The organism is Streptomyces sp. NPDC091371, assembly GCF_040684275.1.
Lineage (GTDB): Bacteria > Actinomycetota > Actinomycetes > Streptomycetales > Streptomycetaceae > Streptomyces.
On sequence record NZ_JBFBFP010000004.1, the window covers coordinates 293,751 to 307,453 of the forward strand.

A 13,703-nucleotide genomic window follows, 5' to 3' on the forward strand; every position below is an offset into this window, starting at 1 on the left:
CGGGGCGGGACAGCGGGCCGGGGAGGAGAGCGGGAAGCGGCACAGCGCGTGGCGGGAGCTGGGCGGGACAGCGGGGCAGGGTGCAGCGGCCCGGAGGGCGGACGACGGGGCGGAGCCCGGCGGCACGAGAGCCGGGCAAGGGGGCGGCAGGCAGGGGCCGGACGGCAAAGCCCCCACGAAGCAAGCCGGACACCAAGGGCCCGACGGAGCGATCCCGATGACAAGGCCCCGACGCAGGGAGCCGGACGGCCAGAGCCAGACGGAGCGAGCCGGACGGAGCGAGCCGGACGACAAAAGCCCCACGGGCGGCGGCCGCGCGAAGGGGAACGCGGCGAAAGGCGGTGGCCCCGCCGCGAGGCGAGGGGGCGGTCGGCGTCGGGAGCCGCCGGGGTGGGGCGCGGGCCGACCGCAGCCGGCGACGGGGTCGTCGCGGCGCGGCACGGAGTATGGCCGATCCGTGACGGCCGCCACAAGGGCAAGAGGATTTTCGGCACATCAGCCCTGCTCAGCGACCTCGGCACGGCGGTTACACGTCATTCCTTGCCGATTCGCCGCCCGGTCACGATCTGCACAACGCCCCACCGCGACCTCTGGTGCAGCCCGGAAATGGGTGCTACACAGTCTCCAGCGCACTCGGTGACACGTGTAACAACACCAAGTGAACGCACCAGATCCGCGTCCGTCCGCCGCACTTTCCGGCGACATCGCTTCCCGGCGTCCTCCGCTCCCGGGAACCCCTCTCCCCCTCGCACGCCACCTCCCCGTTCCGTCCCCCCGAGGAGTCGTCATGGCCACGCACGAAGTCGCCGATCCGCCCGTCCCCACCCCTTCGGAACCGCCGCGCCAGCGCGCGCTCCTGCCCCTGCTGCTGGTCGCGAACTCCGCGATGATGGCGGTCTACATGGGCGTCGGCTCCGTCCTGCTCCCCACCCAGGTCGCCGCGATCGACCCCGAGAACAAGGTCGCCGTACTCGGCCTGATCGGCGGTATCAGCGCGATCTTCGCGACCGCCTTCAACCCGATCGCCGGCGCCCTCTCCGACCGCAAGGGCCGCCGCAACCCCTGGATCCTGGGCGGCGCCCTCGGCGCGCTCGCCTGCCTGGCCCTCCTCGGGAACGTGTCCACCGCCCTGCTGGTCGGCATCGGCTGGTGCCTGACCCAGGCGACCATGAACATCTTCCAGGCCGCCGTCACCGCGATCGTGCCCGACCGCGTCCCGGCCGCCCGCCGCGGCACCGCGTCCGCGCTGGTGGGGCTCGGCCTGCCCATCGGCGGAACGGTCGGCGTACTGGTCGCCTCGCAGACCGCGACCCACCTGCGCACCGGCTACCTCGCCCTCGGCGCGATCGTGGCCGTGTCCGCGCTGCTGCTGACCTCCCTCTGCCGGGACGTCCCGCGCACCGAGCCCGCGCCCGTCCGCGCCGCCACCCCCAAGCGCGCCCAAGTCGCGGCCTTCCTCTCCGCGTTGGCGCACCACGACTTCCGGTGGGCGTTCATCGGCCGGGCCCTGATGGTCCTCGGCTACTTCTCCGTCGTCGGCTACCAGCTGTACATCCTGGGCGACCACATCGCGCTGCCCGCCGGGCTGACCCCGCCGGCCGCGATGGCCGTGCTCACCCCGGTGTCGATGGTCGCGATGGCCGTCTCCACCCTGCTCGGCGGGCTGCTGTCCGACCGCTGGAACCGCCGCAAGGTGTTCGTCGGCGTGTCCGCCGCCCTCGCCGGGCTCGTCATGGTGGTCCCCGTGGTCAGCCCGACCTGGACCGGCATGCTCGTGTTCAGCGCGCTCAACGGACTCGCCTTCGGCTGCTTCATGGCCGTGGACACCGCGCTCGTCACCCTGGTCCTTCCCAGTGCCGACGACGCCGCCCGCGACATGGGCGTGCTCAACATCGCGAACGCCGGACCGCAGATCATCGCCCCCTTCGTCGCCTCGGCGATCGTCACCGCCCTCGGCGGCTACACCCCGCTCTTCCTGGTCGGCGGGGCGCTCTCCCTGATCGGCGCGCTCGCCATCCTGCCGATCCGCGGCGTGCGCTGAGCCCCTCGCACCCCCTGCTCCGGCGGGCGCGCGCCGAGGGTCGCCCGCCCGCCGGTCTTCACCCCGTTCACCCTCGTCGTGCGCAACTCCCCTCCGAGGAGCACTCCGTGAGACTCAAGCGTGTTCTGCCCCTGGCCGCCCTGATGCTGTGCACGCCGGCCCTGGCCGGGACGGCGCCCGCGCTCGCCTCACCGCAGGAGGCGGCCGCGTCCGGCGGCCCGCTGCGGATCCTGCTCACCAACGACGACGGCTACAACGCACCCGGAATCCGCAAGGCGTTCGAGCAGCTGACCGCCGCCGGCCACGACGTCACGATCGTCGCCCCGCTCACCAACCAGAGCGGCAGCGGTACGAAGATGATGAGCGCCGCCTCCGTCACGGTGAAGCACCCCGAGCCCAAGGTGTGGGCCGTCGACGGCACTCCGGGTGACTCGGTCTCCTTCGGCCTGGCCGAGGTATTCGCGGACCGGGCCCCCGACCTGGTCGTCTCCGGCACCAACTTCGGCCCGAACGTGGCCGGTCTGGCCACCCACTCCGGTACGGTCGGCGGCGCCGTCGCCGCCCTGGAGCACGGAATACCGGCCATCGCGCTGAGCACCGGCGGCGTCTCCGCCCCCGACCCGGTCACCACCGTCAACGCGATGGGCCCGACCGTCGACTTCGCGGTCAAGCTCATCGACCGGCTGCGCTCGCGGGCCCGCTCCGGGCCGCTGCTGCCCAAGGGCGTCGGCCTGAACGTCAACCACCCCGTGGTCGGCGCCGACGGCAAGGGCACCGCGGCCGGTGTCGCCGCGACCTTCCAGGACCCGCAGACCCTCCTGGAGCCGGACTTCACCGACGCCGGGGACGGCACCTGGAAGGTGACCGTGAAGGTGGCCCTGCGGCCCGCGGCCAAGGGCGGCGACATCGAGGCCGTGAGCGCGGGCCGGATCGCGGTCAGCCCGATGAACGCGGACTGGAACACCGGCCCGGCCGACACGGCCCTGACCTCCGCGCTGATCGCGGGTCTGCGCCCGTGAAGCACCGGATGAGACCGCTGCTGGGCACGGCCCTCGCGCTGGCGGCGGCCCTGCTCGCCTCGACGGTCCCCGCGGCGGCGTTACCGTCCGGCGGCTCGCCGCGCCCCGTGGTCACCCTCACCCAGGGCGCCCTGCGCGGCCAGGAAGCGGGCGGGGCGCACGAGTTCCTCGGCGTCCCGTACGCCGCTCCCCCGGTCGGCGCCGCCCGGCTGCGGGCCCCGCAGCCGGCGCCCCGGTGGCACGGTGTACGGGAGGCCGTCCAACAGGCGCCCGCCTGCCTCCAGTTCTCGCCGTTCGGGCTGCGCGACCCGCTGGCCGTCAGTGAGGACTGCCTCTACCTGGACGTGTACCGGCCGCGGACGGCCCGGCCGGGAGCCCGGCTCCCGGTGGTGTTCTGGATGCACGGGGGTGCGTACAGCCAGGGCACGGGAACGCAGTTCGGCGGGCGCACCATGGGCGAGCTCACGCAGAGCATCGTCGTGAGCGTCAACTACCGTCTGGGGCAGCTCGGTTATCTGGGCCTGCCCGAGCTGGCCGCGGAGAACGGGGCCCGCTCCGGGTCGTTCGGGCTGATGGACCAGCTCGCGGCCCTGCGCTGGACGCGGGAGAACATCGCCGCGTTCGGCGGGAATCCGGGGAACGTGGCCGTCTCCGGGCAGTCCGCGGGCAGCGGCTCCGTGTGCGCGCTGCTGGCCGCGCCGTCGGCCGCCGGCCTGTTCCACCGGGCCGTACTGCAGAGCGGACCGTGCACCTTGCTCCGTACGCCCGACAGCGCGAGGGCCGAGGCCGAGGCGCGGGCCTTCGCCGACCGGGCCGGGTGTACGGACGGGGCCGCGGTCGCCGCGTGCCTGCGCGCCGCCTCGGGGGCGGCGCTGGTCGAGGCCGCCCGGGCGCTGCCCACCTCGGGTCCGGCGTCCGGGGACGGGCTGCTGCCGGTGGAGCCGGCGGCGGCCATCGGGAGCGGGGCGTGGAACAAGGTGCCCGTGCTGATCGGCAGCACCCGCTCCGAGGCGCGCTTCTTCGTCGCGCTGACGCAGCCGCGGCTGACGGCGGAGGAGTACGCGGCGCAGGTGCTGGCGACGTACGGGGCCGCGGGGCCCGAGGTGCTGGCCCGCTATCCGGTGTCGGCCCACGGCTCGCCCTACCTGGCGCTGTCGGCCGTGCTGACCGACTCCTCGTTCGCCTGCCACACCGCGTGGTCGGCGCGCACGTTCGCCTCACAAGTGCCGACCTATGTCTACGAGTTCGACGACCCGGACTCGCCGACGCTGGCGGGGGCGCAGGTGCCGGGGCTGGACGAGTCGAACGCGCACAGTGCGGAGCTGGCCTATCTGCACGACTTCACGATGGGCGAGCGGCCGCTGACCCCGGTCCAGGTCGCGCTGGGGACGAGGATGAAGGGCTACTGGGGTGCCTTCGCACGCTTCGGCGCCCCCGTCGTGCCGGGTCAGACCCCGTGGCCGGCGGCCGGCTCCGAGGCGACGGTGCTCGTCCTCGACCCGGTGGCGACGCGGACGTCCACGTCCTTCGAGGCCGATCACCAGTGCGCGTTCTGGAGGTCCCGGGCCTGAACGTGTCACCGAGAAGGGGCGTCCTCCCCGGAGGACGCCCCTTCTCGCGCGGTCCGGTCAGAAGGCGGGCGCGTCCGGCTTCGGCGTCCGCTTGACCTCGGTCGCGTGCACGCGCTCCTCCTCCGAGGCCCCGAACGCCTCGACCGTGACGCCGCTGCCGGTGCCGGTGACCTCGAGGACCAGGTGGCCGCCCATGAAGCGCAGGTCGACCCTCGCCCGGGGGGCGCCGGCGTGGTCCGGCATCCGGTGGATCCGCTCTGCCGGGTAGTCCAGGCCCTCCAGCTTCTCCCGCATCTCCCGGTAGTCGGTCGTCTTCGCGGTCTTGAACACCTCGCCGATGCGCTTCGCGTGCTCGTTGCCGCCGCACCGCTCTATGTCCATCAGGGGTACCTCGTCGAGCGGCTTGGGGCCGGGGGCGTCAGGGTTCGGCGCCGGCGGCGCGGGATCCTCCAGCGGGACCGGTACGGCGCCGTCGGCGTTCGGCACACCCGGCGGGGTCTCGCCCGGCCCGTACTCCGGTGTGGGCGCACCCGCGCCCTTCCCACCCGGCAGGTCCTCGGGCCTGGCCATGCCACCGCTGCCGTCAGGGGTCTTGAGGGCGTCCGGGTCGCAGCTCTGCAGGATGCGGCCGATCAGCTCGACGAACCGCATCTCGGGATCGTTGTCGCCGGGCTCGGCGCCGAGCGGGGCCGGCGCCGAGACGGCGTTCGCCGCAGGGGTCTGATCGGTGGCGGCGTTCCGAGTGCCGCAGCCGGCCAGGACCACGCAGCCGAGGACGGTCACGAGAACGGACTTCTGGAGTCGTGTCGATCGCATGCCCGCATCGTGCAGGACGTCGATGTCCGGGCACATGAGTACCCGTACTCACCGCACGTCCGACCGTCAGGACCGCCGGGCTCGCCTGCGGCGCCGGATCACGACGACCGCCGCCGCGAGCGCCAGGAGGGCGGCCACGACGCTCAGGAGCCAGACCGGGACTCCGCCGCCCACCGTGAGCAGTTGGTCGCGGTAGACGATCCGGCGGTAGGGGGTGTCCTTGGCGGTGGCCCGCAGTTCGTGGTCGGCGTCGATGCGGGCCGGTTCCGGGAACTCCTGCTCGATGGCGGTGAGGAACACCGGCTTGCCGCCGGCCAGTTCGGCGAGCGGTCCGGAGCCGGGGCTGACGGTGCCCGCGAAGGTCACCTCCGGTGCGGCGCCGCCGATCCGGGACGCGGGTTCCATCCGGTGCTCGGCCAGTACGTAGAGGCCCAGGGACTGCGGGTTCTTGGCCATCCGGGACAGCCGCATCGGGTAGACCAGCTTGTCGCTGTCGAAGCGGATCCTCAGCGGGTCGAGTTCGCCGCGCAGCTTCTTGCCCGGCTCGCGGGGCGCGAGCCGTACGGCCACGTACTCCCACTTCTGGGCGACGTACGGCTCGACCTCGGTGGTGAGGCGGTCGGGGAGGGTGAAGCCGTTGGACTCCAGCCAGTTCTTCAGGGCGGCCGGGTCGGTGGCGGTCAGCCGGGCGACGTCGAAGTCGCCGAGCTGCTCGCGGCCGACGACGCCGACCGCCGCGTCGCCGGCTCCCGGCGGGGCGGCGCCGACGCCGTCGCTCATGCCGGAGGAGAAGGGCCAGTCCTTGGAGCGCGGCCAGAAGTAGTGCCGGGTCTCGTGTTCGGGCAGGGTCCGCTCCTCCAGCTCGTCGAACAGCTTCCCGTCGCCCAGCTGCACCGTGGCCCGCCCCGGGACCGGCATGATCCAGGCGGCCCGGTCGGCGTCCCCGCGAACGATGAAGCGCATGACGATCTGTTCCGTACGGCCGTCCCAGCGCACGACGGAGGTCTCCCGGTCGACGCCGAACCGGGATTGGCCGTACGGGATCATCGCCCCGCAGCCGCACGCGTAGGCGGGGCTGATGAGGGAGCCCAATTGGGTCGCGAGCAGGGCGAACAGCAGCGTCAGGATTCTTCTTTTCATCCACACGGGGTCTCAGACGGCCGACCGCGCGATCCGGTTCCGGGCCCCCTCGCGGGGCTGCCGGGGCCGGCCTCATACTGTGCTCCATGAGGGGGAGCGAGAAGCCGCAGCGTGCTCTGCGCCGCCAGTCCGAGGTGCCGTCCAGTCCACTGGTTCCGGACGCGGTGGAGGCGGAGATCCGGCGTCACGACTGGGATGCGATCGAGTGCGGTTGCGGCCGGTCCGCGGGTCATCTGGTGGGCGCGGTGCGGGATGCCGCCGAGGGGCATCCCTCCGCGTTCCGCGCGCTGGAGGGGCACGTCTTCTTCGGGGAGGACCTGAAGCCGCCCGCGCCTGCGGCGTGCGGCGTCCTGATGGCCGTGTGGTCGGCCCGGCCGCCCCGGCAGGCGACCCGCGAGGCCCTGCTGTGGACGCTGCTGGCCCTGCTGTGCACGGTGGACGACGGCGGCACCCACGAGGCCGGCCTGCACGGCCAGTGCGCGGCCTTCATCCGCACGGGCGTCGACGGCTACCGCCGCGAACTCGCCGTCGCCCCGGGGTCGGGGGCCGCCGCGTACGCCGAGGGCATCCTGAAGATCCTCGGCGCCCGGGCATCGGGCCAGGGGGTGTCCGGCGGATAGGGCCGGGATCCTGAGCCCGGGCGCCGTCGGACAACCCGCCCCTACAGTGGGGGACATGCCAGACGATCAGCACCACGCGGCCGTGGAGGCCGGCGTCGAGATCCCGGTGCCCGCCGACGGCGAGCTGTGGGCGGTCGGCGCGGTCGTCCTCAACCAGGACGGCAGGGCCTTCGCCCAGAAGCGCGGCCCCCGCCGGCGGCTCTTCCCCGACTGCTGGGACATCGTCGGCGGCCACGTCGAGCCCGGAGAGTCCCTGCTGGACGCCCTCGGCCGCGAGGTCGAGGAGGAGACCGGCTGGCGCCTGCGCCGCGTCCGGCGCCTCCTCGGGATCACCACGTGGACCGGCGACGACGGGGCCGGAATGCGGCACGAGGCCGACTACCTCATCGAGGTCGACGGCGACCTGGACCACCCGGTCCTGGAATGGTCCAAGCACACCGCCTACGACTGGTTCGGCCCCGAAGACCTGCCCCGCCTCAAGGAGAACCGGGCCCCCGGCGAATACCTCATCCACGACCTCGTCGCCAAGGCCCTGCGAGACCGCCCGGACACGCTCTAGTGCTGTGGCCGGAAAGGTTTGCCGGGGCGCGGTGTCCGGTGCGGTGCATCGCAAGGCGGAGGGCCGCGCCTCGTACTGGACGTACTTGCGCGGTCCGACAACGCAGCGAGGTGCCGTGCCGGGCGCCGTGACCCGGTGAACCTTGCCGGTCACAGCACTAGCCGGGCGTCACCGCGAGGCACCGGCGCAGCAGGTCCGGGGTGACCTCCTCCAGGGAGCGTACGAAGGTCCGCAGCGGTGAGCCCGGGACCGGCAGCAGGGAGGGGACCACCAGGACCCCGCAGCCGGCCGCCTCCGCCGAGGCCGCGCCGTCCGGCGAGTCCTCCACCGCCACGCACGCCTCCGGGACGAGGCCCAGCCGGCCGGCGGCGGCCCGGTACGGCTCCGGGTGCGGCTTGGTCCGGTCGGTGTCGTCGGCGGAGAGGGTGAAGGCGAAGGGGACGTGGGCCAGCGAGCCCCCGACCACCGAGTCCACGACCACCCGCGGCGAGGCGCTGACCAGGGCGAAGGGCACGCCGTCCGCTTCGAGCGCGGTCAGCAGCCGCTGTGCGCCCGGCCGCATCGGCGCCCCCGCGTCCACCTTGCGGAAGAAGCTGTCGGTGAGGGCCGCCGCCACCTCGTACGGGTCTCCCCCTCCCGAAACCCGTACGAGGTGGGCGGCGGTGTCCTCCACCGCGCGGCCGACGACCTCCGGCGCGTCCGCGTGGTCAAGGCGGTGGCCGAGGCCGTCGGCGATCTCCTCGGTGGTCCGCCACCACAGCACCTCGGTGTCGACAAGGGTGCCGTCCATGTCGAACAGGACCGCGGCGAGGGTGCTCACGCGGACCTCGGCACGACGAGCACGGGCCGCTCGGCGAGTGCGACGGCGGCCCGCGCGCCGGGGACCAGGTCTGCGGCGTCCCGCGAGGGCAGGTCCGCCTTGACCGGTACGCCGCCGGGCAGTTCCAGGTGGAGGCGGGTGACGGCGCCGAAGAAGGAGGCGGAGACGACGGTGGCGGTGCCCTCGGCGTCGGCGCTCGCCGTCACGTTCTCGGGCCGTACGAGGACCTCCACGTCCGGCGTCGCCGGGACCGGGCCGTCCACGGGCAGGCGGGAGCCCGCCACCTCCACCAGGCCGGAACCGGCGAGCAGCCCCGGCAGCCGGTTCATGGTGCCGACGAACTCGGCGACGAACGCCGTCGCCGGGCGTTCGTACAGTTCGGCCGGGGCCGCGCACTGCTCCAGCTTCCCGGCGTTCAGGACGGCGACCCGGTCGGCCATGGACAGGGCCTCCTCCTGGTCGTGGGTGACGAAGACGGTGGTGATGCCGAGGGAGAGCTGGAGGCGGCGGATCTCCTCGCGCAGGTTCGTCCGTACCTTGGCGTCCAGGGCGGACAGCGGCTCGTCGAGGAGGAGCACGCGCGGGCGCAGGGCCAGGGCGCGGGCGAGCGCGACGCGCTGCTGCTGGCCGCCGGACATCTGGTGCGGGTAGCGGTCGCCGTGGTCGGGCAGGCCGACCAGGTCGAGGAGTTCGGCGGCCCGCTCGCGGCGCTGCGCCGCGCCGACCTTGCGTACGCGCAGGCCGAAGGCGACGTTGTCGCGGGCGTTCAGGTTCGGGAAGAGGCTGTACGACTGGAAGACCATCCCGGCGTCCCGGCGGTTGGCCGGGACGCGGGTGATGTCCTGTCCGTCGACGAGGACTTCGCCGGAGTCGGGCTGCTCGAAGCCGGCGACGACCCGCAGCGCGGTGGTCTTTCCGCAGCCGGACGGGCCGAGCAGGGCGATGAGTTCGCCGGGTTCGACCGTCAGGTCGAGGCCGTCGAGGGCGACGGTGGAGCCGAAGGCCCGGCGCAGGCCGCGGAATTCGACGCGCGCTCCGCCCGCCGGCTCGGCGGGGTCCATGGGCTTCCTGGCCGCGGGGAGAGTGGTGGGCATGGGGGGTCAGGACTCCTTGCGGGAGGTGGTGGCTGCTGCGGTGGTGGGGTTGGTCCCGGCCCGCGAGAGGGCGAGCAGCAGCAGCCAGGTGATGAGGAGGCTGAGGATGGAGACGGCCACCGACATCCGGGCCTGGGCTCCGGAGATGGAGACGATCCACACCGCGAAGGGCCGGAAGCCGAGGAGCGAGGCGATGGTGAACTCGCCCAGCACCAGGGCCAGGGTGAGGAAGGCGGCGCCGGCGAGCGAGGCCCGCAGGTTCGGCAGCAGCACGCGCAGGACGACGTGCGGCCAGCTCGCGCCGCAGCTGCGGGCGGCCTCGACCAGGGTGGGCACGTCGACGGCGCGCAGCCCCGCGTCGAGCGAGCGGTAGACGAACGGGAGCGCCAGCACGGTGTAGGCGAGGACCAGGACGACGGGGAAGTCCTCGTTCTGGACGGCGATGAACGTCTGGTAGAGCGGGGTCCGCGACAGGTGTTCCGGTCCCCAGCGCAGCACGGTGGTGATGCCGGAGACCAGGGCGATCGGCGGCACCACCAGCGGCAGCATGCACATCACCTCGACGACCGGGCGCAGCCGCGGGGAGCCGATGCGGACGGCCACCAGTGCGGGCACGGCGAGCAGCAGCGACAGTGCGATGGTCGCGGCGGCGAGGCCGAGGGAGAGCAGCAGGCTCTGGGTGAAGCCTTCGGCGGCGAGGAGCTCGGTGTACGCCTCGAAGGTGATGCCCTGGCCGGGCACGTGCACGGTGAAGACGAAGGAGGCGACGAGGGGCACGAGGAAGTAGGCGCCGGCCAGTACGAGGACGGCTCCGCGCCAGACCCGCGGCCTGGGCCGGGGCCGGGCGGGCCGCGCGGGGGCTTCGACGTCCGGGGTCGTGCGGGTGGCGGTGGGGGTCATCGCAGCCATCGGGCGCTCCGTCGCTGGAGGGGCAGGTAGACCGCCATGACCAGGCCGGCGATCAGGATCATGTCGAGGCCGAGGGCGAGCGCCACGTTCTCCTGGCCCGTGAGCACGTTCCCGGACAGCGCGTCCGCGATCTTGAGGGTGACCAGCGGCACGGAGCCGCCGACGAGGGCGGCGGCCGTGGCGTGCGCGGCGAAGGCGGTGCCGAAGAGCAGGACGAACCCGCCGAGCAGGGAGGGCGCGAGGACGGGCAGGCCGACGTGGCGCCAGAACTGCCATCCGGTGGCCCCGCTGTTCTGGGCGGCTTCGCGCCACTGGGGGCGCAGTCCCTCCAGGGCGGGGGCGATGACCAGCACCATGAGGGGGATGAGGAAGTACAGGTAGACCACGGTGAGGCCGGTGAAGGAGTACAGGTTCCAGCCGAGGCTGGTGAGGTCGCCGAGCTGGGTCAGGACCCCGGAGATGCCGGCGGTGGCGATGAACGCGAACGCGAGGGGCACGCCGCCGAAGTTGGCGAGCACCCCGGAAGCGGTGAGCGCGGCGCTGCGCAGGGCGGTGGAGCGGGAGGTGACCACGGCCTGGGCGATGACGACTCCGAGCACGCCGCCGATCAGGGCGGTGAGGGCGGAGAGCTGGACGCTGCCGACGAGCGAGCCGAGGTAGGGGCCCTGGAGCGAGCGCGCGAGGTGCTCGCCGGTGAGGTGCGTGGCGCCGCCCGCCGGGTCGGTGCGGGTGACCGCGCCGAAGGCCATGGCGCCGAGCGGGATGCCGAAGCAGAGCCCGGTGAAGACGAGGAGCGGGAGGGCGGCGAGCCAGGTGCGCGGGCCGCGCCGCCGGCGGCGGCTGGTGCTGCCGCCGGCGGTCCCCACGGGGCGGGGGGTGGTGGTGGACATCAGGAGAGGGCCTTGTCCCACTTCTCGGCGAGGGTGGCCTTGGCCTTGTCGAGCTCGGCGGAGGCCGGGAAGGACGGGGTGCCCTGGACCTGCGGGAGCTTGGCGACGGCGTCCTTGTCGGCGGTGCCGTCCTGGGTCATGACGGGGAGCAGGACAGGGCGGGCGTAGCCCTTGAGCCAGAGGTTCTGGCCCTCGGCGCTGTAGAGGAACTCCATCCACAGGCGGGCGGCGGCCGGGTTCGGGGCCTCCTTGTTGATGGCCTGCGAGTAGAACTGGGCGTAGACGCCGTCGGTGGGGATGGCGACCTTCCAGTCGACGCCCTTGCCCTTGAACTGCTGGGCGTAGCCGGCGTTGAGGTAGTCCCAGTCGATGGAGATGGGCGTCTCGCCCTTCTCGACGGTGGCCGGGGTGGACTCGACGGGGATGAAGTTCCCGCTCTTCTTCAGCTGCCCGAAGAAGTCGATGCCGGGCTGGATGTCGGCGAAGGAGCCCTTGTTGGCGAGGGCTGCCGCGTAGACGCCGCCGAAGGCCGAACCGGACTTGGTGGGGTTGCCGTTGAGGGCGACCTTGCCCTTGTACTCGGGCTTCAGCAGGTCGGCGAAGGTCTGCGGGCAGGTGGTGATCTTCGCGGCGTCGCAGCCGATGGAGACGTAGCCGCCGTAGTCGTTGTACCAGCGGCCGTCGGCGTCCTTCTGGCCGGCCGGGATCTTGTCCCAGGCGGTGACCTTGTACGGGGCGAAGAGGTTCTCGCCGGCTCCGCTGCGGGCGAAGGCGATGCCGAGGTCGAGGACGTCGGGGGCGCGGTCCTGGCCCTTGCGGGACTTGACGGCGGCGATCTCGTCGGAGCTGGAGGCGTCCGGGTTCTCGCTGTTGACCTTGATCTTGTACTTGGCCTCGAAGGCCTTGATGATCTCGCCGTAGTTCGCCCAGTCCGGCGGCAGGGCGATCACGTTGAGCTTGCCCTCCTTCTGCGCGGCGGCGACGAGGGCTTCCATGGAGCCGAAATCGGCCACCGAGGCCGCGGCGGCCGGCTGCACGCCGTTCTTGGCGCCGCCGGCACCACCCGAGGTCTTGGTGTCGGGGGCGGCACCACACGCGCTGAGCGTGGTGAGGACGGCGGCGCTGAGCAGAACGGCCGCACCACGACGGGCGGAGGAACTGAGCACGGTCTCTCCCGGAGACTAAGTGGGGGTTCACTTGTCTGAACAAGTTGGCTCCAGTTCGCCCGGTCTCACTGTACGGACGGTGAACGGAGTCTGGACCGGGGAGCACGGCTCGACGAAGACACGACAATGACCGGAAGAAGGCGTGACGGGACGTGTTGGAATGATCATGGGTACGGGCACCACGAGGTGTTCCGCACGCACCGGTCAGGGGGCGAAGGGCATGGGCACGGTCAGATATCTGGAGATCGCCGACGCGCTGCGCCGGGCGATCCTCTCCGGCGAGCACCCGGTGGGCTCCCAGCTGCCCTCCGAGAGCGACCTCGCCGCGCGCTGGTCCGCGTCCCGGGGAACCGTCCGCCAGGCGGTGGCCACGCTCGCGGCGGAGGGGCTGATCGGTTCCCGGCAGGGCGCGCGGAGGATCGTCCTGCGCCACGAGCGGCGGCACAGCTTCGGCGAGCTGAACAGCTTCGCCCAGTGGGCCGAGGGGCTCGGGCACCGGGCCGCCAGCCGGTTCCTGTCCCGCACGCGGCGGCCGGCCACGGCGGAGGAGGCCGAGCGGCTCGCGCTGGAGCCGGGTGCGGAGATCCTCGCGGTGGTCCGGCTGCGATGGCTCGACGGGGAGCCCACCATGGTCGAGCGGACCGCCTACCCCGGCTGGATCGCGGCGGCCGTGGAGGCGATGCCGGAGGACTGCCGCTCCATCATGGACCTCCTCGCGCAGGACTCCGGGGTCGTGGCCCTCTACGGCGAGCACCTCATCGACGCGCTCCCGGCCGGCAGCGAGGACGCGCGGCTGCTGGAACTCCGGCGCGGCAGCCCGCTGCTGCGCCAGCGGCACGTCTCCGCGACGGCCTCCGGCCGCCCGATCGAGTGGTCCGACGACCGCTACCGGGCCGGCAGCGTGACCTTCAGTGTGAGCAACTCGTCGGTAGCTACACCGCTGGAACGGCGCACCGGCGACGGCTAGGGGGTGTCCGGCGGATCAGGGTCGGACAGGCCGCGTCGTCTGGTGCCGTGCATTGCAAGGCGGAGGAGGGAGTCGATGCGGAGCATCGACG

13 protein-coding genes are annotated in these 13,703 nt (G+C 73.1%); 6 read left to right on the top strand and 7 right to left on the bottom strand.

The window, feature by feature from the left end; genetic code table 11:
* Positions 1 to 787 precede the first annotated feature (787 nt).
* From AB0O21_RS08205 to AB0O21_RS08215, 3 genes are all read left to right on the top strand, one after another.
* Positions 788 to 2,041 (top strand): MFS transporter, encoded by a 1,254-nt coding sequence (locus AB0O21_RS08205; protein ID WP_365167719.1) that lies wholly within the window; start codon positions 788 to 790, stop codon positions 2,039 to 2,041.
* Positions 2,042 to 2,148: 107 nt separating this feature from the next.
* Positions 2,149 to 3,060, top strand: coding sequence for a 5'/3'-nucleotidase SurE (gene surE / locus AB0O21_RS08210; RefSeq protein WP_365167721.1), 912 nt, complete (start codon positions 2,149 to 2,151; stop codon positions 3,058 to 3,060).
* Between the two features lie 8 nt (positions 3,061 to 3,068).
* On the top strand, positions 3,069 to 4,631 hold the full coding sequence (locus AB0O21_RS08215; protein WP_365167724.1) for a carboxylesterase family protein: 1,563 nt from the start codon (positions 3,069 to 3,071) through the stop codon (positions 4,629 to 4,631).
* A gap of 57 nt (positions 4,632 to 4,688) precedes the next feature.
* Here the strand turns inward: AB0O21_RS08215 and AB0O21_RS08220 are convergent, their stop codons facing one another.
* Complete coding sequence (locus AB0O21_RS08220) at positions 4,689 to 5,447, bottom strand: hypothetical protein (RefSeq protein ID WP_365167727.1); 759 nt, start codon at positions 5,445 to 5,447, stop codon at positions 4,689 to 4,691.
* 66 nt (positions 5,448 to 5,513) lie between these two features.
* Positions 5,514 to 6,587: a DUF2330 domain-containing protein gene (locus tag AB0O21_RS08225; protein ID WP_365167728.1), complete on the bottom strand. Its 1,074-nt coding sequence runs from the start codon at positions 6,585 to 6,587 to the stop codon at positions 5,514 to 5,516.
* An 86-nt stretch (positions 6,588 to 6,673) separates the two neighbouring features.
* Between AB0O21_RS08225 and AB0O21_RS08230 the strand changes: the two genes are divergently transcribed.
* Both AB0O21_RS08230 and AB0O21_RS08235 read left to right on the top strand, forming a co-directional pair.
* The gene (locus tag AB0O21_RS08230; RefSeq protein WP_365167731.1) at positions 6,674 to 7,207 is read left to right on the top strand and encodes a hypothetical protein; all 534 of its coding nucleotides are present in this window, start codon (positions 6,674 to 6,676) and stop codon (positions 7,205 to 7,207) included.
* A gap of 55 nt (positions 7,208 to 7,262) precedes the next feature.
* Positions 7,263 to 7,766 carry an NUDIX domain-containing protein gene (locus tag AB0O21_RS08235; RefSeq protein ID WP_365167733.1) on the top strand — a complete coding sequence of 168 codons (504 nt, stop codon included), beginning with the start codon at positions 7,263 to 7,265 and terminating at the stop codon, positions 7,764 to 7,766.
* Positions 7,767 to 7,923: 157 nt separating this feature from the next.
* On the opposite strand, the gene AB0O21_RS08240 is transcribed toward AB0O21_RS08235, so the two are convergent.
* From AB0O21_RS08240 to AB0O21_RS08260, 5 genes are read right to left on the bottom strand one after another with little or no spacing between them, the layout of a single operon-like run.
* Positions 7,924 to 8,586, bottom strand: coding sequence for an HAD family phosphatase (locus AB0O21_RS08240; protein WP_365167735.1), 663 nt, complete (start codon positions 8,584 to 8,586; stop codon positions 7,924 to 7,926).
* Positions 8,583 to 9,680, bottom strand: coding sequence for an ABC transporter ATP-binding protein (locus AB0O21_RS08245; RefSeq protein WP_365167738.1), 1,098 nt, complete (start codon positions 9,678 to 9,680; stop codon positions 8,583 to 8,585). Before AB0O21_RS08245 ends, AB0O21_RS08240 begins: the two co-directional genes overlap by 4 nt.
* Before the next feature lie 6 nt (positions 9,681 to 9,686).
* Positions 9,687 to 10,589: an ABC transporter permease subunit gene (locus AB0O21_RS08250; RefSeq protein ID WP_365167740.1), complete on the bottom strand. Its 903-nt coding sequence runs from the start codon at positions 10,587 to 10,589 to the stop codon at positions 9,687 to 9,689.
* Positions 10,577 to 11,479, bottom strand: coding sequence for an ABC transporter permease (locus AB0O21_RS08255; protein WP_365167742.1), 903 nt, complete (start codon positions 11,477 to 11,479; stop codon positions 10,577 to 10,579). The genes AB0O21_RS08250 and AB0O21_RS08255 overlap by 13 nt, the downstream gene beginning before the upstream one ends.
* Positions 11,479 to 12,609, bottom strand: a complete 1,131-nt coding sequence (locus AB0O21_RS08260) for an extracellular solute-binding protein (protein WP_365167775.1) — start codon at positions 12,607 to 12,609, stop codon at positions 11,479 to 11,481. The genes AB0O21_RS08255 and AB0O21_RS08260 overlap by 1 nt, the downstream gene beginning before the upstream one ends.
* Positions 12,610 to 12,865: 256 nt before the next feature.
* Between AB0O21_RS08260 and AB0O21_RS08265 the strand changes: the two genes are divergently transcribed.
* Complete coding sequence (locus AB0O21_RS08265; protein ID WP_365167744.1) at positions 12,866 to 13,612, top strand: GntR family transcriptional regulator; 747 nt, start codon at positions 12,866 to 12,868, stop codon at positions 13,610 to 13,612.
* Positions 13,613 to 13,703: the final 91 nt, after the last annotated feature.